22 protein-coding genes, 1 tRNA gene and 1 other RNA gene are annotated in these 17,758 nt (G+C 46.1%); 17 read left to right on the top strand and 7 right to left on the bottom strand.

Annotated elements, in window-relative coordinates; translation table 11 throughout:
• Nucleotides 1–4 precede the first annotated feature (4 nt).
• The 6 genes from GF309_02855 to rnpB all read left to right on the top strand — a co-directional run bounded on the left by GF309_02855 (nucleotide 5) and on the right by rnpB (nucleotide 3,375).
• Nucleotides 5–562: a DUF106 domain-containing protein gene (locus GF309_02855; GenBank protein ID MBD3157705.1), complete on the top strand. Its 558-nt coding sequence runs from the start codon at nucleotides 5–7 to the stop codon at nucleotides 560–562.
• A 124-nt stretch (nucleotides 563–686) separates the two neighbouring features.
• Complete coding sequence (rpl34e, locus tag GF309_02850) at nucleotides 687–953, top strand: 50S ribosomal protein L34e (protein ID MBD3157704.1); 267 nt, start codon at nucleotides 687–689, stop codon at nucleotides 951–953.
• A gap of 4 nt (nucleotides 954–957) precedes the next feature.
• The gene (locus GF309_02845) at nucleotides 958–1,497 is read left to right on the top strand and encodes an AAA family ATPase (protein ID MBD3157703.1); all 540 of its coding nucleotides are present in this window, start codon (nucleotides 958–960) and stop codon (nucleotides 1,495–1,497) included.
• 139 nt (nucleotides 1,498–1,636) lie between these two features.
• Nucleotides 1,637–1,915: a 50S ribosomal protein L14e gene (locus GF309_02840; GenBank protein MBD3157702.1), complete on the top strand. Its 279-nt coding sequence runs from the start codon at nucleotides 1,637–1,639 to the stop codon at nucleotides 1,913–1,915.
• A 28-nt stretch (nucleotides 1,916–1,943) separates the two neighbouring features.
• Nucleotides 1,944–2,939, top strand: coding sequence for an RNA-guided pseudouridylation complex pseudouridine synthase subunit Cbf5 (locus GF309_02835; protein MBD3157701.1), 996 nt, complete (start codon nucleotides 1,944–1,946; stop codon nucleotides 2,937–2,939).
• Nucleotides 2,940–3,030: 91 nt separating this feature from the next.
• Nucleotides 3,031–3,375: RNase P RNA component (gene rnpB / locus GF309_02830), an RNA gene on the top strand.
• Nucleotides 3,376–3,506: 131 nt separating this feature from the next.
• On the opposite strand, the gene GF309_02825 is transcribed toward rnpB, so the two are convergent.
• Entirely contained in the window at nucleotides 3,507–4,046 is a 540-nt protein-coding gene (locus GF309_02825) for a DUF367 family protein (protein ID MBD3157700.1), read from the bottom strand.
• Between the two features lie 65 nt (nucleotides 4,047–4,111).
• Between GF309_02825 and GF309_02820 the strand changes: the two genes are divergently transcribed.
• Both GF309_02820 and GF309_02815 read left to right on the top strand, forming a co-directional pair.
• Complete coding sequence (locus GF309_02820) at nucleotides 4,112–4,381, top strand: hypothetical protein (GenBank protein MBD3157699.1); 270 nt, start codon at nucleotides 4,112–4,114, stop codon at nucleotides 4,379–4,381.
• A complete protein-coding gene (locus tag GF309_02815; protein ID MBD3157698.1) occupies nucleotides 4,381–5,715 on the top strand; it encodes a DUF1743 domain-containing protein in 1,335 nt (444 codons plus the stop codon). The genes GF309_02820 and GF309_02815 overlap by 1 nt, the downstream gene beginning before the upstream one ends.
• 30 nt (nucleotides 5,716–5,745) lie before the next feature.
• Here GF309_02815 and GF309_02810 read toward each other — a convergent pair whose 3' ends face one another.
• The 5 genes from GF309_02810 to GF309_02790 form a co-directional block, all read right to left on the bottom strand.
• A complete protein-coding gene (locus tag GF309_02810; protein ID MBD3157697.1) occupies nucleotides 5,746–6,147 on the bottom strand; it encodes a 30S ribosomal protein S11 in 402 nt (133 codons plus the stop codon).
• Between the two features lie 13 nt (nucleotides 6,148–6,160).
• Nucleotides 6,161–6,751 (bottom strand): 30S ribosomal protein S4, encoded by a 591-nt coding sequence (locus GF309_02805; GenBank protein ID MBD3157696.1) that lies wholly within the window; start codon nucleotides 6,749–6,751, stop codon nucleotides 6,161–6,163.
• A gap of 12 nt (nucleotides 6,752–6,763) precedes the next feature.
• Entirely contained in the window at nucleotides 6,764–7,249 is a 486-nt protein-coding gene (locus tag GF309_02800) for a 30S ribosomal protein S13 (protein ID MBD3157695.1), read from the bottom strand.
• A gap of 99 nt (nucleotides 7,250–7,348) precedes the next feature.
• Nucleotides 7,349–7,493, bottom strand: a tRNA-Ser gene (locus GF309_02795).
• A gap of 94 nt (nucleotides 7,494–7,587) precedes the next feature.
• Nucleotides 7,588–8,646, bottom strand: a complete 1,059-nt coding sequence (locus tag GF309_02790) for a type I asparaginase (GenBank protein ID MBD3157694.1) — start codon at nucleotides 8,644–8,646, stop codon at nucleotides 7,588–7,590.
• A 386-nt stretch (nucleotides 8,647–9,032) separates the two neighbouring features.
• Between GF309_02790 and hisG the strand changes: the two genes are divergently transcribed.
• From hisG to GF309_02745, 9 genes are all read left to right on the top strand, one after another.
• The gene (gene hisG / locus GF309_02785) at nucleotides 9,033–10,019 is read left to right on the top strand and encodes an ATP phosphoribosyltransferase (protein ID MBD3157693.1); all 987 of its coding nucleotides are present in this window, start codon (nucleotides 9,033–9,035) and stop codon (nucleotides 10,017–10,019) included.
• Nucleotides 10,016–11,317 carry a histidinol dehydrogenase gene (gene hisD, locus GF309_02780; GenBank protein MBD3157692.1) on the top strand — a complete coding sequence of 434 codons (1,302 nt, stop codon included), beginning with the start codon at nucleotides 10,016–10,018 and terminating at the stop codon, nucleotides 11,315–11,317. Before hisG ends, hisD begins: the two co-directional genes overlap by 4 nt.
• Nucleotides 11,314–12,411 (top strand): histidinol-phosphate transaminase, encoded by a 1,098-nt coding sequence (hisC, locus tag GF309_02775; protein ID MBD3157691.1) that lies wholly within the window; start codon nucleotides 11,314–11,316, stop codon nucleotides 12,409–12,411. The genes hisD and hisC overlap by 4 nt, the downstream gene beginning before the upstream one ends.
• Nucleotides 12,408–12,983 carry an imidazoleglycerol-phosphate dehydratase gene (locus GF309_02770; protein ID MBD3157690.1) on the top strand — a complete coding sequence of 192 codons (576 nt, stop codon included), beginning with the start codon at nucleotides 12,408–12,410 and terminating at the stop codon, nucleotides 12,981–12,983. The genes hisC and GF309_02770 overlap by 4 nt, the downstream gene beginning before the upstream one ends.
• A complete protein-coding gene (hisH, locus tag GF309_02765) occupies nucleotides 12,983–13,582 on the top strand; it encodes an imidazole glycerol phosphate synthase subunit HisH (protein ID MBD3157689.1) in 600 nt (199 codons plus the stop codon). The genes GF309_02770 and hisH overlap by 1 nt, the downstream gene beginning before the upstream one ends.
• Nucleotides 13,488–14,315 carry a 1-(5-phosphoribosyl)-5-((5-phosphoribosylamino)methylideneamino)imidazole-4-carboxamide isomerase gene (locus GF309_02760; GenBank protein ID MBD3157688.1) on the top strand — a complete coding sequence of 276 codons (828 nt, stop codon included), beginning with the start codon at nucleotides 13,488–13,490 and terminating at the stop codon, nucleotides 14,313–14,315. The genes hisH and GF309_02760 overlap by 95 nt, the downstream gene beginning before the upstream one ends.
• Nucleotides 14,312–15,103: an imidazole glycerol phosphate synthase subunit HisF gene (gene hisF / locus GF309_02755; GenBank protein MBD3157687.1), complete on the top strand. Its 792-nt coding sequence runs from the start codon at nucleotides 14,312–14,314 to the stop codon at nucleotides 15,101–15,103. The genes GF309_02760 and hisF overlap by 4 nt, the downstream gene beginning before the upstream one ends.
• Nucleotides 15,100–15,432: a phosphoribosyl-AMP cyclohydrolase gene (locus GF309_02750; GenBank protein MBD3157686.1), complete on the top strand. Its 333-nt coding sequence runs from the start codon at nucleotides 15,100–15,102 to the stop codon at nucleotides 15,430–15,432. Before hisF ends, GF309_02750 begins: the two co-directional genes overlap by 4 nt.
• A 137-nt stretch (nucleotides 15,433–15,569) precedes the next feature.
• The gene (locus tag GF309_02745; GenBank protein ID MBD3157685.1) at nucleotides 15,570–16,766 is read left to right on the top strand and encodes a geranylgeranyl reductase family protein; all 1,197 of its coding nucleotides are present in this window, start codon (nucleotides 15,570–15,572) and stop codon (nucleotides 16,764–16,766) included.
• A 9-nt stretch (nucleotides 16,767–16,775) separates the two neighbouring features.
• On the opposite strand, the gene GF309_02740 is transcribed toward GF309_02745, so the two are convergent.
• On the bottom strand, nucleotides 16,776–17,711 hold the full coding sequence (locus tag GF309_02740) for a ribonuclease Z (protein ID MBD3157684.1): 936 nt from the start codon (nucleotides 17,709–17,711) through the stop codon (nucleotides 16,776–16,778).
• Nucleotides 17,712–17,758: the final 47 nt, after the last annotated feature.

Genomic DNA, 17,758 nt, shown 5'->3' with positions numbered 1-17,758 from the left:
ACATATGCAGAACCTAATCGCAGATTTCATGAATTGGTTCACTGCCACATTCGCAATTTTCCGGGAACCACCCCTTTCAGCCCTGTTTGTGGTTTTTGTATCAGTGACAATATCAAGTATCAGCAATCTTGCAATGAAACGTTTTGCAGATATGCGGACATTGAAGCGACATCAGAAGCAAATCAAGGAATTCCAAGAACTCCAGAAGAAAGCAGAAGAAAGTCAGGACGAAAAGATGCTCAAGAAATTAGAGCGAAAACGAGGATACATAGAAAAGATTCAGCGTGAGATGCTTTCTGAGCGTTGTAAGCCCTCACTCTTCTTCTTCATCCCATTTGCCCTGTTCTTCGCAATATTGCGGGGTTTCTATAGTGGTCCCGAAGGAGATCTAATTGTTGCGGTATTGCCCTTCAGCGTTCACAAGGTGCTACCATTCCTTGTTGGATGGATTGGGTTTCCAACAGCTGCAGGATTTGGAATGACCTTCTGGGGATTTTATCTGCTGTCAGGACTTGGACTATCGTCAATCCTTCAACGGATTATGGGAACTCGAGTGATGTAAGACAAACTTGCTCTTACTAGAGGCAATGTCACAGCTTACCCACTTCAAAGAAAAGAGCTGTGGACCATTGCCCTTAAAAGATGAAAACAATGCTCGTGAACAAAACGAATAACGGTGATTAATCATGCCAAGACCAGGAGAGTTGACAAGAGGTAGAGCAAACAGGAAAAAGACCACGCCAGGCGGACGTCACGTAGTGCATAGAGAGAAATTCTATTCACCAAAAGGTCGTTGTCCAATTACCGGGACGAAACTGAATCTTCCAAAAGAGGCCAAACACAACCTGAACAGAAAATCAAGCAAGTCATCAAAGCGACCAAATAGACCCTATGGTGGTGTCTTGAGCCCCAAAGCATTACGAAGACTGATCAAAAGACAGGTAAGAGAATAGTAGAATGGCTCTTGTAGTAACTCTTGGTGGCCTTCATGGTACCGGCAAGAGCTCCGTTGCAGACAGACTAGCCAAAGAATTCAATCTTAGAAGAGTCTCTGCAGGGCAAATTTTCAGGGGATTAGCTGCAGAGAAAGGAATGGATCTTGAGGAATTCAGTGCTTATGCAGAAGATAACAAGAAAGTGGATATGAAGCTGGATGCAAGGCTCAAGGCTGAAGCCAAGAAAGGAAATGTTATTCTAGACGGTCAATTGGCAGCATGGATGGCGGGAAAGCATGCTGATTTGCGCATTCTACTAACAGCGCCGTTGGATATTAGAGTGCAGAGAATAGCGGACCGAGATGAAACAACTTTTGAAGATGCAAAGGAAGAGACACTAACTAGAGAAGAGAGCGAACGTGAGAGGTACAAAGACTACTATGGAATCGACATAAGCGACCATTCTGTATATGACCTGATTTTAAACACAGAAATATATCCTCTTGAAGGCGTTGTTTCAATTCTCTCAACGGCAATTCGCCACTTGGATTCATATAAGTAGCCTCACATCCGGGCCTAGCACAAAGCTGATATTTGCCCAGTAAACTAGCCACATAATTCTCCCCTTCCAACGGAATGAATCCCCGAGGTGACTTTGGATTCAGATTGACGAGGGAGGGGTCGAGGATTGGTGAAAACAAATGCAATTATACGAAACAGGCAGAATCTGTGTCAAGACTGCTGGCCGAGAGGCTGGCAGCTACTGTGTTGTTGTTGATGAGATGGACGAGAATTATGTAATGGTCACTGGGCCGAAGCATATATCCAGCGTCCGAAGACGGGCCTGTAATATCAAGCATTTGGAGCCCTTGGAAGAAATGCTAGATATCGAAAAGGGAGCAGATGATGATGAAGTCCTTGAGGCCTTAGAGAGTGCCGAGCTAATTGAACAGTTCCGTAGCAAGATCAGAATGCTCTAAATGGAGTCAGATTCAGGACGGGAAACATATGGGCATCCTGCCGGCAGATCGCCCAAGGGACATCATAGTCAAGGCGACTGATTCTACAAATCCAGCATATGGATTCGAGAGTCCGAAAGACATACCAATTGAACATCTATTGGACAAGGGAGTTGTCAGTCTAGACAAGCCAGCGGGACCAAGCAGTCACGAAATAGCAACGTGGGCACGAAAGATACTCGGATCAGACAAAGCTGGCCATGGTGGAACTTTGGATCCAGCGGTAACAGGGGTGCTTCCATTGGGAATTGGAGATGGCACCAAAGCTATGCAAGCTCTACTTTCAGCTGGTAAAGAATACATTACAATACTGGAGCTCCATGCAAGCACACCAGAAGCGGAAATCAAACGGGTTATCGAGGAATTCACTGGTAAAATATACCAGAAGCCGCCATTGCGATCTTCCGTGAAAAGAGTACTGCGGGTTAGAGAAATATACTATAATGAGGTCCTTGAAATCAAAGGGCGTCTTGTTCTTATGAAAGTAGGATGTCAGGCAGGAACATACATCCGGAAGCTCTGCCACGATTTGGGAGACGCTTTGGGGACCGGAGGTCATATGAAAGAACTCCGAAGAACCAGAGTTGGACCCTTCAAAGAAGAGAAACGCACTTGCTCACTGTATGATCTCAAAGATGCCTATTGCTTCTGGAAAGATGATGGTTACGAGAAAGAACTGCGCGAGTATCTTCTCCCAGTTGAGTATGCTCTTCAACATCTTCCATACCTAGAACTCAGAGATAGTGCTGTTGATGCCATATGTCACGGAGCTGATTTGGCTGCAAACGGCATTGTCAGGCTTACAACAGGAATCAAAGAGGGAGACATGGTACTTCTCAGGACGATGAAGGGTGAAGCTGTTGCCCTTTCCCGCAGCCAAGGGAGTAGCAATGAGATAGCAAAGAAGAACACGGGAATTGTTGCAGTGACGGAGCGCGTATTGATGGAACGAGGGCGGTATCCTTCAATGTGGAAACGGGACTAGGCAATGTAGAATCGTTCTATGCATAGATAAGATTAGCAAGTGCTACTAGGTCAAACCCTTTATGTTCAGATTACATCATTACCAATAGCCTTGGAGCGAAAGAGCGACTGACGGTGTTCGTCCATTGGACAGAACGCTGAGGAAACTCCCAACTCCGTGTCGATGCCAGTCCTGCGAAAGCAGGGAGGTGAGAGCCTCGCTCTGGGAGCAGAAACGACACGTCCAAGCAAGAAACGACCATGATGCGGAGCTTCATTGCTCTGCTGAGGATCTACTTGGAAACGATGAAACGGCCCAACACTGGGGAGCAATCTCAAGAGTGCGCCTGTGACGAGTCGACCTGAGGCGCCGGGTAGAGAGCGATAGTTCGATGTCGCGAGGTCAATCGCTGGTAACATGATTGACGGAACAGAATTGGGGTTACTGCTTCGGACCAAGGCCATTTTTCTTCATGAAGTTGATGAGTTTTCTTTGTCGAAAGCCAATCTATGTCGAAGGGTACGACATGATTTGTCAGAAAAATCCTGAAAACTGAACCGAATCTGGCCACTCTTCAAAATTAGTAGGTCATTTTTTATGAAATTCCATGATTTCAGATTGAACCTCCACAACCTCTGAGCTGGTACGGCATTCAGCATAAGCATCCAACCATTCTTTGTTCAGAACTATGAAGTTGGGACCCCACTTGAAAACAGATAGCAAATCTTCAGCTCTTTCCTTCAGACCTGCTATATATAGGGCTGCAGCAAGGGCCTCAGCTGTTGAAAGCTTGATTGGCTTGTACGTATTGATGGGATTAGCTGCAAGAAGATAGGGCAGGGCGCGCTGGATACCCTGGCGTGCCTCACGAAAAATCGATTCTGCCTGACGCCACGAACAATCAAGCGCTACAAGGCCACGACGAAACATGGATTGACGGTCTGCGACTGAGAATGCCACTTCGGAAATGGGATTAAGGACAACTGACCCATGGGGAATCTGACGTATGTGATTGAGGGTCTTCGCTTTCTTCATCCGCTCAAGCCTCAAACCCGTGCATTTCTTCGGATCGCATTGTCCGGTGTGATAGATGAGCACTTGAGGGCGCCGCTGTTCAACTTCTGCCATGATACATACAACCCATTCCACAACAAATTTCAGGTTTGTCATTCAGCTTTTCATTTGTGAATATCATGCTGTTTAACCCGGGCGAGTCATGTGAAATCTGTGGAGACTCTGACTCCACACTAACACAATGCAGCATGTGTGGAGCCTATGTCTGTAGAGATGATGTGTTGGAACAAGAAGGGATTTGTCTGGTATGCATGGAGGCCCGTTGCTATATCTGTGAGGAATACTTGGCTTCACGAGCTTGTGATGTTTGTGGTCGACTTGTATGTGAAGATCACGGGGTCAAAGATGGTGAAGCCACCATTTGTGACAACTGTCGAGCGGATGAATAATGACTCGCAAAACGCTGCATATAGGTTTCGATGACATTGATAGTCCCCGGGGAAGATGTACGACTCATTTTGGTAGTATCATTGTCGAAAAGCTAGATGCCCTCGAAGTAGAGTGGCTCGACTACCCTAATCTCATCAGGTTGAATCCTAACATACCCTATCGCACACGAGGGAATGGTTCGATTGCGCTTCGATTCAAGACAGAAGAAAAGCACATTGATAGCATTCAAAATATCCTCCAGAAGGCCATCGAGGAATACATAGATGAGGAATACTTGAATACAAACCCCGGAATTGTGCTTGTAAAAGGGGAAGTACCATCCATGCTCGTAGCTCTATCAAAACGGGCACTCTGGCGAGTAATTCCAATAACCTTTGTCCGCCGCCTCATTGAGGAACTGGAAGTGGATGTTCATGCCTATGGGAACAAACGTGGACTCATAGGAGCCCTTTCCGCAATTGGGAATCAACTCTTTGATGATTACACTTACGAATTCATAGCCTACCGGAGTCAAGAGGATCACTCCCGGGATAGAGGTGTCGAACCCAAATCTGTAAGAAAGATGGACAAGAAAATGGACAATACTGTTTTTTCCAACATTGATCGTCGAACAGGAAGGGTCCTAATCGCTCCTCATGGTCCAGATCCCGTTGTTTATGGCGTACGAGGTGAGAATGCCGTTGACACAGTTACAGCTGGGAAGATGGTGCAGAGTACTCCAAATAGAGAAAGATGGTTGCTTTTTAGAACCAATCAAGGAACGGGTGAACACCTCCAACATAGGGTCGAAATCGAAAATCTAAGACCCTATATGGCTGCAACCGTTTTCTGTGAGGTCAAATCAAAACCAGAAATGATAGAGGGAGGGCATGCTATATTCCAAGTGTCAGATGCTACTGGAACTATCGATTGTGCAGCATACGAACCAACCGGGGATTTCAGGAAGACCGTGCTGAAACTGATACCCGGGGATAAACTGATACTGCATTCAGGGATACGTCCCGCTTCACGAACTCATGGTATGACTGTTAATGTGGAAGGAATGGAAGTCATTGAACTAGCAGAAAAAGCGAAGTATCACAATCCAATATGTCCGGAATGTTCTCGGCGAATGACAAGCGCCGGACGCAATAAGGGCTACAAGTGCAAAAACTGTGGTTTCAGGGCTCGTGATGGGAAGAAAATCAAAGAAGTGATACCTCGAGAACTCTCAAAAAAGCTATACTTACCGCCGCTCAGAGCCCAACGGCATCTAACTAGACCTCACGCCAGAGTAGGAAAGCAAAACAGCGGTAGACCTAGTGAGCTTATCAAGAAATGGCACATGCCCTAATGTAGGGACTGCAAGCAATTGAAAGCTTGATCAGACTCTGCGGCCTCGTCGGCCACCTGGTTTTCGTGTACCATCGTGTGGAATGGGAGTAACTTCGTCAATAATACCAATCCTGAGCCCTGCTCTGCTTAGGGCACGAATAGCTGCCTGTGCACCAGGTCCAGGAGTTTTTGGACCGTGTCCCCCAGGAGCACGTACACGAATGTGGATACCATAGATTCCTTTGTCCTTTGCTTCTCGAGCAGCTTGGAAAGCAGCCTGCATCGCAGCATGAGGCGAGGATTCGTTTCGGTCTGCCTTAACAACCATTCCACCAGATTTGCGTGAAATAGTCTCGGCACCAGTGATATCCGTGAGATGTACAATAGTATCGTTGTATGAAGCATAAATGTGGGCAATTGCCCATTTATCCCGATTGTCTTTCTTGCTCATTTCTTATTATCTCCTAATCGGGTTGACCCGGTTCATTATATCTGTCGCGTGAAGGCCCCCCTGTCTCAGCCATCATTTCGGCTGTTTCAGCAGCTGCCACTCTAGCAGGATGTGACTCATCATTGAGTGGTGAGCCGGGGGCATAGTCAATTAGCTCTTGCTCGGAGGTTTTAATGATTCTGCTCGGGGTCATTACCCTTGCTCTATCGAGAGCAATATGACCATGAGCAACTAGTTGCCTAGCATGGTGCAATGAAGAGGCCATTCCCTTCTTGAAAACAATTGTCTGAAGCCTCCGCTCTAGGAGATCTTCAACTGTAAGATCGAGTACCGTGTCGAGTGTAGCTTCGCCCGACAGAACACCAAGACGCTCTAGTTTCTTAATCAATTCTTTTGTCGGTTCATGTCGCTCTTCTGGTGGAAGAGCTAGGATATTCCGAGCTTGTCGTCGGTAGTCCGAGAGCTTTGTTCTATGAATCCAAAGCTCCTTCTTATTTCGCAAGCCATATGTTCCAATTAGCTGTAGTTCGCTTTCGAAGCGATCCGAATCAAAAGGTCGCTTGGGTATCACATAGTGCTTCTGTTGTCGTCTTGGATCTCCCATAGCTTATCTCTCCTACTCTTCTTCCTCGGCTTCTCGTCTCTCTCGCTTGATTCGCTTTCTGGATACACCAACAGCCATACCACCACGACCGGTAGTCCGTGTTCGTTGACCACGTACCTTGAGGCCCAACTGATGACGTACACCTCTCCAGCATCGAATCCGCTTCAATCGCTCAATATCTGTTCGCTGTGCGAATCTCAAATCAGACCCAAGAAGATGTAGATTCTTTCCGCTGACTCGATCCCGTTGTCTGTTCACATACCATTTGGGAAAACCTTTGCTAACTGGATCGTCGAGCATGTCCTCTATCTTCTCAACTTGTTCTTCGCTCACAAAACCGATCCGTGTTGATCCATCAAGTCCTAGGCGGCGAGTTATACCTTTCGCCACTCTAAGACCTACTCCGGTAATCTGGGTTAACCCTTGGAGGATATCCTCCTCTCCAGGAATGTCTGTACCGGCCAATCGGACGATGTGTCTATACTTCTGTTCGGACATGGTCTACAGCCTCATTATTATCTGGTCTGATTCACTCCGGGGTGAATGAAGTGACCTTATAATAGTTATCATGAAGCGGCGCACTTTTGGTAAGAGAAGCGCCCGGAGTGCGATTCGAACGCACGCGTCCACAAAGGACAGCAGCTGCCCGTAGGGGTTGTATATTGAAGACACCCGTTCCAGGCTGCCGCCGTTTATGGACCTGCAACGAAATGTGACAGGCCAACCACTTGGCTATCCGGGCTTACTTCCATACTGTGAATGCGCTACGCATCCATTGAACAGGCAAAGGTCACGGTGATGGCGATTTAAAACTGACGTTTCACCGTTTTTCTTGATTAGGTTCCGCGAAGGCCAACCGCCCCTGAGAAAGAAATTTCGCCTACATAATTGGTGGTCATCATTTCTTCAATCTCCTCTAGGTCTTTTGTGTGACCAAGCACCCACATGAGTTTGACAACAGCGGCTTCCGAAGTCATATCATGGGCACTCAAGGCTCCTACTTCGAGTGCCGCTTTACCAACTTCATAGAGCGACAAGTCGGCTTGTCCAAATGCACATTGGCTACTGATAAAAACCGGATAGCCGCCTTGAACAACCTCTCGAATGGCACTAGTAAGAGAATTCTCTTGTGTTGGAATGTTTCCGGAACCGAATCCTTCTATCACAATGCCCTTGTAGCCAAGCTCTACGATTTTTGAAAAAACATCAGGATTCATGCCCGGGAATGTCTTCAACAGAAATACACGCTCATCCAAGGCGAAATCATACTGTGGAGAAGGATCTGTTCGTCTCATACGAGATTCGTAGAGCACTATTTCCCGTGCCAGCACACCTAGTGGGGTTTGGTCGAATGTATCGAAGGCGTCAAGAGCACGTTCCCGGATTTTCCTTGTTCGGGTTGCACGGTGTATCTCGCCATTGAATACGATGCAAACTTCACCGATATCACCCCAAGCCGCTACCCTAAGTGCATCAAGAAGGTTCCTTGGACCATCACTCCAAGGTACACTGGCCGCAATCTGAGAGCCAGTAAAAACAATTGGGCGGCCGAATTCTTGGATGAAGAAGCTTGTTGCTGACGCTGAGTATGCCATAGTATCAGTACCGTGAAGAACTACAATACCATCAAGGTTCTCAATGGACTCATCAGCTTCCTTTATGGCAGCAGCTATCTCAACCCAATGATGAGGTTGAGCATTTGCTGAATCAAGCTGAAACAAATCCTGTTTGATTACTTTGATATCACTCGTTCCCTCAGGAAGGGCTTCAAGCAGTTTCTCAGCAGACAATCCCGGGCGATATGCCATAAGCTCTTCATCGTATATGCTAGAGATGGTGCCTCCAGTAGAAATAAGGCAGACGCGCGATTTTTTCTTTGAATTGATTGATACCAACTCCGAGTTGCAAACTCATGAATGGGTTTTATTGATTCCGAAGAGGTTGTCTCTGCGATAGCCAGTTTAGGGATGAAGGGTGGAATAGTAGTTAAGTTCCGATGTAATCTCCAATCAATGTACACATCTATACAACAATGCTTATATGTCGTCATACGCCCGCAGAGTTCAGGTGAAGTGCATAATGAGGTATTGTGTTCATCTGTGGCGATTGTGTTCATCTGTAATGCACAGGTCATAGACGTCAACAGCAGACAACCTCTAGTGGCTTCTCCGCGAGTATTGTTTTTCAGGACAGACAATTTGAGCTTCAGAGCAGAATATACTCCACATGTTGAGTTGCTCCGAACCTCTAAAAATCCTGACGTAATTCTAGGTGATTTCTTATGGAACAAGTAAGACTTGCATTGCCAAATGGACACTTGATGAAAGATACAATGAGAACAATGGAACGCGCCGGCTACAAGATATCTGGAGAAAAGCGCACGTACAGTCCATCAATAAATGATCACCATATCAAACTGAGAATTCTACGACCACAAGAAATCCCAATCTATGTGGAAGAGGGGTTGCAGGATATTGGGATAACTGGTAAAGACTGGGTTATCGAAACCGAATCTCAGGTAGAAACCCTATTGAATCTTGAATACAGCACCATTTCCCTAGTAGTTGCAGTACAGAAGCGAATGGATGATGTGTCATCGCTGTCAGATCTTCTCAAGAAATATGGAAAAGAAAAGAAATCTCTGAGAATAGCTACCGAATACCCCAATATCGCTACGAGGACAATACAAGAGAACGAGGTATATCGGAAGCATTTTGGGGACAAGAAGCCTCTGGTGGTGACTCCATGGTGGCGAACAGGGAATAACCCCAATGTATCTATCTACCTGTCGTTTGGAGCAACTGAAGCCAAGCCCCCAATTGCTGCAGAGGCCATTGTAGAGGTGGTTGATACAGGTACTTCTCTCCGGCGAAATGGTCTCAAGGTCATCGAGGTAATCATGGAATCCTCTGCAGTACTGATTTCAAATAAGGAATCTCTTGAAGATTCAGTGAAAGCCTCAAAAATCATGGATATTATGACTCTACTGCAGGGGGTCATTGACGGGAGAAAGAAACTTCACGTGTTTGTGAACGTGAAAAAAGAGAACCTCGATGATCTCTTAGAACGGCTACCTGCTCTCAAGAGACCCACTATATCCCCTCTTTCTGATCAGGACTGGGTGGCTGTCAATACCGTGATTGCTAGACAGCAGTATCTCAAATTCATTCCTATACTCCGGGAATTGGCACAGGGTCTTGTTGTGTATGAACCCAGGCAGGTTTTGCCTCTTGATGCGATTGGAGTTGGTGGAGGCGGTAGCCAATGACTGGTAGAAGACTGAATATCAGAAAAGTGAATTCTATTCCGCAGGATTTGCTAGAATCTAGATGGCCCTACATAAAAACACACAGAAGCGAATTGTATGGAAATGTCAAAGAAATTGTAAGCAGGGTCCGAAAGGAAGGTGACAGAGCAGTTTCTCGATATACCCAAAAATTCGATGGAATTGACCTAGATGGAAGGTTTCGAATTACAGGCCAAGAAATCGAAGATGCATACAATCAAGTAACCAAGAAGCAAGTAGCCGCCATCGAGGTTGCAATAAGTAGACTAGCCGCTACTAGCAGAAGATACCTCCAGCGAGCGGAATTCAGTTTCAAATCAGACGGTATTAGAACGTGGAGTAGAGTATGCCCAATCAGCCGTGTGGGTTGTTACATACCTGGTGGTCTTGCCGCATATCCAAGTTCGGTTGTGATGGCAACAGTTCCAGCAAGAGTAGCTGGTGTCAAGAGAATCGTTATCTGTACGCCCCCCAATGAAAAGGGGAACATACACCCGTTAACACTTGTAGCAGCTGACAGATGTCAGGTTGATGAGGTGTATAGCGTTGGTGGGGCTCAAGCAATAGCAGCACTAGCATATGGGACCGAGAGCATCAAGAAAGTTCAGAAGATTGTAGGGCCAGGAAACAAGTATGTCACATTGGCGAAAAGGATCGTCTCAGCAGATGTTCAGATAGATTTGCCTGCAGGCCCCAGTGAGCTTCTAGTGCTTGCAGATAACTCAGCGAAACCAGAGTTTATTGCCCTTGATTTGATTTCCCAAGCGGAACACGATATTGACGCCTCAGTTCTATTGGTAACTTCATCGAACGAGACAGCAAGCAAAGTTGAATCACAACTGCGAAAGAGGCTTTCTTCTGTAGCTAGAGCAGAGACCATTTTTGAAGCACTACAACAAAACGCCCTCATATATGTGTGCCAGAATATGGAGGAGGGAGTAGAGTTTGCCAACAAATATGCTCCTGAGCATGTTCAAATCATGGCCAAGAATGCAAAGGGAATAGCTGAGAAAATCACCTCGGCAGGAGTAGTTCTCATTGGAGATTATTCACCTGTTGCTGCAAGTGACTACTGCTTAGGAACAAATCATATTCTCCCAACTGGGGGGTTTGGGAATGCATTCTCGGGATTATCTGTAAACGACTTCATGAGATCATTCATGATTGTGGAAAGCAGCCGTTCCGGGTTAAAACAGGTTGCACCGCACATCCAAATTCTTTCTGAAAGCGAGGGTCTTCCTAATCACGGAAAGGCAGTAGAAGGGAGGTTCATTGAATGACATGCGGTAGTTCATCATGGCGAAGGAGGTTAGGTGATATATCTCGCCGAACACCAGTTTATCAACCTAGCAAGGACACTGGTGTCCTGTCGACACACAGAAAGGCAATGCTTTCCGCCAATGCAAATCTCTTCCTTAATCGCGAAACACTCAACGAAATCATGGTAGAAGCTGCAAGTAGTGTAGATCCGAGGATATACTTTTCACAGTCAGTACGTAAATTGGAGAAGCTGCTAGCAGAGAAGCACAATTGCAGTCCGGAGGGTGTTCTAGTAGGAAACGGGGGCGATCAACTGATAGACCTTCTTGTAAGGGCCATAGCCGGGCCAGGCAGTACGGTCGTTTCTGTCACCCCAACATTTTCCATGTACAAGAGATATGTGCGGGCTAATTGCGCCACATACCGAACAGTTCCTCTCAAGAACGATTTTACACTAGACGTCAAGAAGCTGCTTGCAGAACTCAATTCTGTATGTCAATTGGTGTTTCTTTGTTCTCCAAACAATCCAACTGCACGCACATTCGGCCAAAGCAGCGTTGAGAAGGTATTATCACAGACAAATAGCTTGGTTGTTATTGATGAGGCATATGCAGACTTTGCAGGTACCAGTTTCGTGGACTTCATTGAATCCTACGAGAACCTTGTAATCATTCGAACCTTCTCCAAGTCCTTGGGGTTAGCAGGACTCAGGATTGGATATGCTCTAGGAGAGAAGAACATCATCTCCACTATCAAGACATCAATGCAACATCCCTTTCCAGTTAGTTCTCTCGCTACAGAAATTGCCATTCGGCTTCTAAAACGGGATGAGTTGGTAAAGAAGGCGATTAGAGAGGCAATAAGAGAACGTAAGCATCTAATTTCGAGATTGAATGACCTATCGACAGTCAAGGCATTTGATTCCGAGACCAATTTCGTGTTATTCAAAACCGAGCAATCTTCAAGTAGAATCACTGCAGAACTGGCACAGAAGGGAGTAGAAGTCCGTAACATAGGGCGTGTTCTTGAACACAGAAACTGCATCAGAGCTACAGTTGGGCCTCAAGCAGTCATGGATTACTTCGTCAATGCTCTCAAGGAGGCTATTTCATGAGAAGGACAACACGGACAAGAGACACCCGCGAAACCAATATCTCCGTTGAAGTCAATCTCGATGGGACTGGAAAGCATGACCTCCAGGTTACACCTGCATTCTTCTCTCATATGCTAGCAACCTTCTCCACTCATAGTTTGATAGATATTACCATGAGTGCGAGTGGTGATCTCACACACCACATCATAGAAGATGCTGCCTTGGTCCTGGGGCAGGCAATGAACGAAGCCCTCGGTAAGAGGAAGGACATAGCGAGATTCGGCTTCGCTTTCACGCCAATGGAATGTTCACTTGCACGAGCAGCCATTGATTTGGCTGAACGGCCTTATGCTGTTGTTGATTTAGGATTCAAAGGCGAACGGATAGAGAAGACTGCAACAGAGGATTTGGTACATTTCATCAGAAGTTTTGCTTTCTCCATGAAAATCGACTTACACGTGAACATAGAATACGGTGAGAATGACCATCACAGAGCTGAAGCCGCATTCAAGGCCATTGCATTGGCCATCCGCCAAGCAATTGCGGAAAGGGGAACAGAGCAGTTGCCACAGAGTACAAAGGGGTGTCTATGATTATCGGCATCATCGATTATGGCGCAGGCAACTTGTTCAGCATGCGGAATGCGCTGGTGCGTCAAGGTTGCAACGTGAGAATCTGTTCTAAGCCCGAGGAAATAGGCAATGCAAAAGGGCTTGTGATTCCAGGCGTCGGAAGTTTCTCCGTTGCAGCTGAACGAATCAAGCGATTCAGTTCAGCCATCAGGGCGTATCTGGAATCCTCTATACCAGTACTTGGAATCTGTCTCGGTTTGCAATTGGTCTTCGAATTTAGCGAGGAGGGGAACAAAGAAGGCCTTGGTTTCATTCCAGGAAGAATTCGTAGGTTTCCAAGAACGATACGGGTGCCTCATATGGGATGGAATCAAATCAAGACGTTGACTGACAGCCCTATCTTGGAAGGGCTAGACGAATCCTCATGGTTTTACTTCGCACATTCCTACTTCGCCGAACCAAATGCTGACTCAGTAGTATTGGCGGAAACAGAACACGGAGTAAGATTTCCATCTATTGTAGAACATGGTACCTTTTTCGGTACTCAATTTCATCCGGAAAAATCAGGATCTGATGGTAGAAAAATCCTGTCCAATTTTCTTGACATTATGGAGGGATGAGATGATGGAAGTTATTCCTGCAATTGACATAATGGATAGAAAGGTTGTAAGATTGCAGAAGGGTAAGGCCAGCAAACGGTGTAACTATTCTCATTGGGGCACACCGATAGAAGTAGCGGCTAGTTGGGCTGACAGTGGTGCTGAGACGGTACACATAATCGACTTGGATGCAGCAACAGGACATGGGCACAACCGAGACATAATAAAAGAAATCATCGAAGAAATTGACTGCAAATTTCAAGTTGGGGGAGGCATAAGATCACGGGATATTGCCTCAAAACTGCTACAGAATGACAATTGTCGAATCATCTTAGGTTCTATGATAATCGGAAACATGCATGAAGCCATAGGTTTGTTGAGAGAATATGGTCCAGACAGTATAGTAGCAGCTTTGGACTATCAGCAAGAATGTGTTTGCATTGATGGATGGAGAGTAGAAACGGATACAACGGTTCTTGAGGCTATGGATTATCTCTCAGAGATTGGTTTCGTATGGTTTCTCCTCACTGCAATAGACAGAGATGGTACTCTTGAAGGGCCAGATATTGCAGAACTTGCCAATATATGTTCACGAAATGATGTCAATATTATTGCGGCTGGTGGCGTATCCTCTGTGAAGGATCTTTCATCACTTTCCCGCATAGGTGCAAATGCAGTAGTTGTGGGAAAAGCATTGTATGAAGGGCGATTCTCGCTCCGAGAGGCGATAAACACTCAGGAGGTGCAGAAATGACGCTTGCAAAGAGGGTAATACCCTGTTTGGATGTAGACCACGGAAGAGTTGTTAAAGGCATCAATTTTGTTGATTTGAGAGGCGCCGGAGACCCAGTAGAACTAGCTATAAGATACAGGGACAATGGAGCAGATGAACTTGTATTCCTTGACATAACTGCGTCGGTAGAATCCAGACAGATTCTTGGTGAAACGGTTACCGCGGTCGCATCCGAGATTGATATCCCGTTCACAGTTGGAGGGGGTTTAAGGAATCTTGATGATATCAGATCGATTCTGAAGAGTGGGGCAGACAAGGTCACGCTGAATACTGCCGCTGTGAAGGACCCCAATCTTATTGGGGCAGTAGCACGAGTTTTCGGTTCGCAGTGCGTCGTTGTTGCAATTGATGCCAAGCGGCTCGCGCCGGCGGATAGAGATGTAGAAAAGAACCGCCAACCAGCAGCGGAGGTTTACATCCATGGTGGACGGGAAGCAACTGGCATGAACTGTATTGAATGGGCAAAAAGGGTCGAGCGTTTGGGGGCGGGAGAGATCCTGCTTACCTCTATGGACAGAGATGGAACAAAAGAAGGGTATGATCTGGAACTAACTAAGGCAATCGTCGATTCAGTAGGAATACCTGTAATCGCCAGTGGTGGGGCAGGAGAACCCAATCATTTTCTTTCAGTTCTTAGAGAAGCTAATGCAGATGCAGCTTTGGCAGCATCAGTGTTTCATTTCAGCTCATATCCCATTCCCGTCATCAAGGAGTATCTGCATGAGAATGGAGTAGTGATACGAATATGATTAGAATCGAAATAGAAGACTTGGATTTCGCAAAAGGTAACGGTCTGATTCCTGTTGTTGTTCAGAACAACGAAAACAGCGACGTTCTCACCCTAGCATACGTCAACAGAAAGGCCTTAGAGAAGACGATCGAAACAGGCTATGCGCACTATTACCGCCGATCTCATGGTCGAGTTATGAAGAAAGGCATAACGTCAGGAAATATACAAGAAATAGTGAGGATTCTCGCTGACTGCGACAACGATTCTATTGTTTATGTTGTAAATCAAACGGGGGTCGCCTGCCACCTTGGTGAGGAATCGTGTTTCCACAAGGAAATCGCGATATGAAGCCCTGAATGAAGAGCTGAAATCTGGTATGTTTCATTCCAATTATCAATGCTAAAGCTACATAATACAAAAACGAGTTGTATGTTGTACATAGAGTAATCTAGTGCCTTAGCGTTGTTATTCTGGGAGCGAGAAGGATGTACGATTTGGTTGTAGTAGGAAGCGGTCCTGCAGGAAGCACATGTGCTAGAAAGGCAGCTCTTGCAGGGCTGGATACTGCAATCTTGGAGAAAGAGAAACACCCACGTGAGAAAATCTGTGGTGGAGCAATTGGTCCGCGAGTAGAACAAGAATTGGGTGTTCCCATTGACAAAATAGCGGAAAGGAAGTTCTACTCTGCAAGCATCCTTGGACCTGAAGGGGACAGTGTTGAACTAACTCTACAGAAGAAGAAGGGATACATGGTGAAGCGTTCCCGTTTTGATTCTTCCCTATTAGAGAGGGCTAAAGAAGCAGGTGTAGATGTTTTTGAAAATGTCAAAGCCGTAGCTTGTGAGCAGCTTCGAAGGGCGGTACGGGTTCTATGTGAAGGAGATTCCTTCAAAGCAAGGCTAATAGCAGGTGCAGACGGTTTTGAAAGTGTTGTTGCCAGAAGTATGAAGATACGGGACTGCTGGCAGCCAGATGAAGTAGCTATAGGGTTTGCCACCAATATACCTCTAAAAGAAAGGGTTATTGAAGAAATCAGCTACAAGGATTCAACCGGTCGGTTGGGCCTTGAGATTTATCCCGGTGCCATCAAATGGGGATACGGCTGGTTTTTCCCAAGGCGAGAGGAAATCAGCATTGGGCTTGGATGCAGATCAGACAAAGCTGAGAATCTTAAAGCTGAATGGGAATCATTCCTTCAACAAGTGCAGAAGAACAAGAAGATTGAAGTGGAAAAGCCAAATCAGCAAGGATTCAGGTTACCTTTCTACACTAGAAGTACGAAACTGGTCAGCCGAAGGACTATGCTTCTAGGTGACGCAGCCGGATTAGCATCACCGATAACAGGTGAGGGTATCTATTATGCCATACGCTCAGGCACAATTGCGGCTGAAGTAGCCAAAGAGGCTGTTGATATGAAACGGGCCGCACATGTCATATCATATCAAGAAAGAATAGCAGAAGAATTAGGAAAACAGCTGGAAATTGAAAGATTCATAGCAGAAACCCTGTTTCAATCTGAAGACCGTATCTCGCGGCTTATCAGATTACTCTCAGAGGACAAGGTCCTCCGCGGCTATGCAAAACAAATCATTTTAGGGAATAGCGGTGAATACTTGAAACGTAAAATCATACAGAGAATGATAACACGGCACCCATTGGAAGCAATTCGTTTCACCATCTGAGTATCCGTATCACGGACGAATGATTTGCTGATTGCCCTCGGTATCCATCTTGATTCGCATCAAGTCTTCAGCAACAATCGAATTGGAGAATATCGTTCTAGCATCATGTGCGATTTGTCCACCATCTTCGTAGCGTGGACTGTAATGAGTTAGCACCAATAGATCTACATCTGCTTCTACTGCTAGCTGTGCTGCTTCTGTAGCGGTCATGTGACCACGAGGCTCGGCTAAATCAGCATGCTCAGAGGTGTACATAGCTTCAGAAATCAGTACATCTGCGTTTTGAGCCGCTTCTACAAGTGTGTCGCAATATCGCGTATCACCGGAATAGACGATTTTGATAGGCGGGGGCTTTGGACCTGTAACCTCTTGTGGTTCAATAATCTGGCCGTTTTCCAGTTCAACAGCCTCACCAGAAGACAGCTTGCCCCACAAGGGGCCTTCAGGGATTCCTAAATCCCTTGCAGTTTCAGGAATGAAAGGGCCAGTTGGCCGCTGATAGGTGAGTGAATAGCCCAAAGCGAATCCGCGATGGTCTACCTCAAAGGCTTCGATAGACAGATCATCAACATCAAGAAGAGGGCCCTCTTCGATTGCATACACTGTTGTCTCAAAGGGTGTACCCAGGTGAATAGTCTCTTGACATGATTTTACGTATTGGACTAACGGTGGAGGTCCGTAGATAGAAAGTGGTTTGATTCTGCCAAGCAGAGAAAACCTGAGTAAGAGTCCTGGTAAACCAAGGATATGATCAGCATGCATGTGGCTTATGAATACAGCCATGTTCTTGTTAAGACCTAAGTTGGCCTTCTGAAATTGCCGCTGAACGTCTTCGCCTGCGTCAAGGAGGAAAATCCACCCTTTGAACCGCACAGCTACAGCAGGAAGATTCCGGCCTTCAGTAGGCATGGAGCCACCTGTTCCAAGAAACACTATTTCAAACATAGCCGGACGCCCTTTCTGCAAAACTGAATCAGTTCAGGCGCCCAAAT

The sequence above is a fragment of the Candidatus Lokiarchaeota archaeon genome (assembly GCA_014730275.1).
Lineage (GTDB): Archaea > Asgardarchaeota > Thorarchaeia > Thorarchaeales > Thorarchaeaceae > WJIL01.
Note: the sequence above shows the minus strand (reverse complement) of the source record. Positions and strands in the feature narration are given on the sequence as shown.

Excerpts from the sequence above, each read along its gene's own strand:
- GF309_02800 (MBD3157695.1), bottom strand. The coding sequence starts at position 7,249 with ATGTCCGAACAGAAGTATAGACACATCGTCCGATTGGCCGGTACAGAC.
- hisG (MBD3157693.1), top strand. The coding sequence starts at position 9,033 with ATGGAACAAGTAAGACTTGCATTGCCAAATGGACACTTGATGAAAGAT.
- GF309_02840 (MBD3157702.1), top strand. The coding sequence starts at position 1,637 with ATGCAATTATACGAAACAGGCAGAATCTGTGTCAAGACTGCTGGCCGA.
- GF309_02745 (MBD3157685.1), top strand. The coding sequence starts at position 15,570 with ATGTACGATTTGGTTGTAGTAGGAAGCGGTCCTGCAGGAAGCACATGT.
- GF309_02820 (MBD3157699.1), top strand. The coding sequence starts at position 4,112 with ATGCTGTTTAACCCGGGCGAGTCATGTGAAATCTGTGGAGACTCTGAC.
- hisF (MBD3157687.1), top strand. The coding sequence starts at position 14,312 with ATGACGCTTGCAAAGAGGGTAATACCCTGTTTGGATGTAGACCACGGA.
- GF309_02855 (MBD3157705.1), top strand. The coding sequence starts at position 5 with ATGCAGAACCTAATCGCAGATTTCATGAATTGGTTCACTGCCACATTC.
- GF309_02805 (MBD3157696.1), bottom strand. The coding sequence starts at position 6,751 with ATGGGAGATCCAAGACGACAACAGAAGCACTATGTGATACCCAAGCGA.
- GF309_02760 (MBD3157688.1), top strand. The coding sequence starts at position 13,488 with ATGGTACCTTTTTCGGTACTCAATTTCATCCGGAAAAATCAGGATCTG.
- GF309_02750 (MBD3157686.1), top strand. The coding sequence starts at position 15,100 with ATGATTAGAATCGAAATAGAAGACTTGGATTTCGCAAAAGGTAACGGT.
- rpl34e (MBD3157704.1), top strand. The coding sequence starts at position 687 with ATGCCAAGACCAGGAGAGTTGACAAGAGGTAGAGCAAACAGGAAAAAG.
- hisC (MBD3157691.1), top strand. The coding sequence starts at position 11,314 with ATGACATGCGGTAGTTCATCATGGCGAAGGAGGTTAGGTGATATATCT.
- GF309_02740 (MBD3157684.1), bottom strand. The coding sequence starts at position 17,711 with ATGTTTGAAATAGTGTTTCTTGGAACAGGTGGCTCCATGCCTACTGAA.
- GF309_02770 (MBD3157690.1), top strand. The coding sequence starts at position 12,408 with ATGAGAAGGACAACACGGACAAGAGACACCCGCGAAACCAATATCTCC.
- hisD (MBD3157692.1), top strand. The coding sequence starts at position 10,016 with ATGACTGGTAGAAGACTGAATATCAGAAAAGTGAATTCTATTCCGCAG.
- GF309_02810 (MBD3157697.1), bottom strand. The coding sequence starts at position 6,147 with ATGAGCAAGAAAGACAATCGGGATAAATGGGCAATTGCCCACATTTAT.
- GF309_02825 (MBD3157700.1), bottom strand. The coding sequence starts at position 4,046 with ATGGCAGAAGTTGAACAGCGGCGCCCTCAAGTGCTCATCTATCACACC.
- GF309_02845 (MBD3157703.1), top strand. The coding sequence starts at position 958 with ATGGCTCTTGTAGTAACTCTTGGTGGCCTTCATGGTACCGGCAAGAGC.
- GF309_02815 (MBD3157698.1), top strand. The coding sequence starts at position 4,381 with ATGACTCGCAAAACGCTGCATATAGGTTTCGATGACATTGATAGTCCC.
- GF309_02835 (MBD3157701.1), top strand. The coding sequence starts at position 1,944 with ATGGGCATCCTGCCGGCAGATCGCCCAAGGGACATCATAGTCAAGGCG.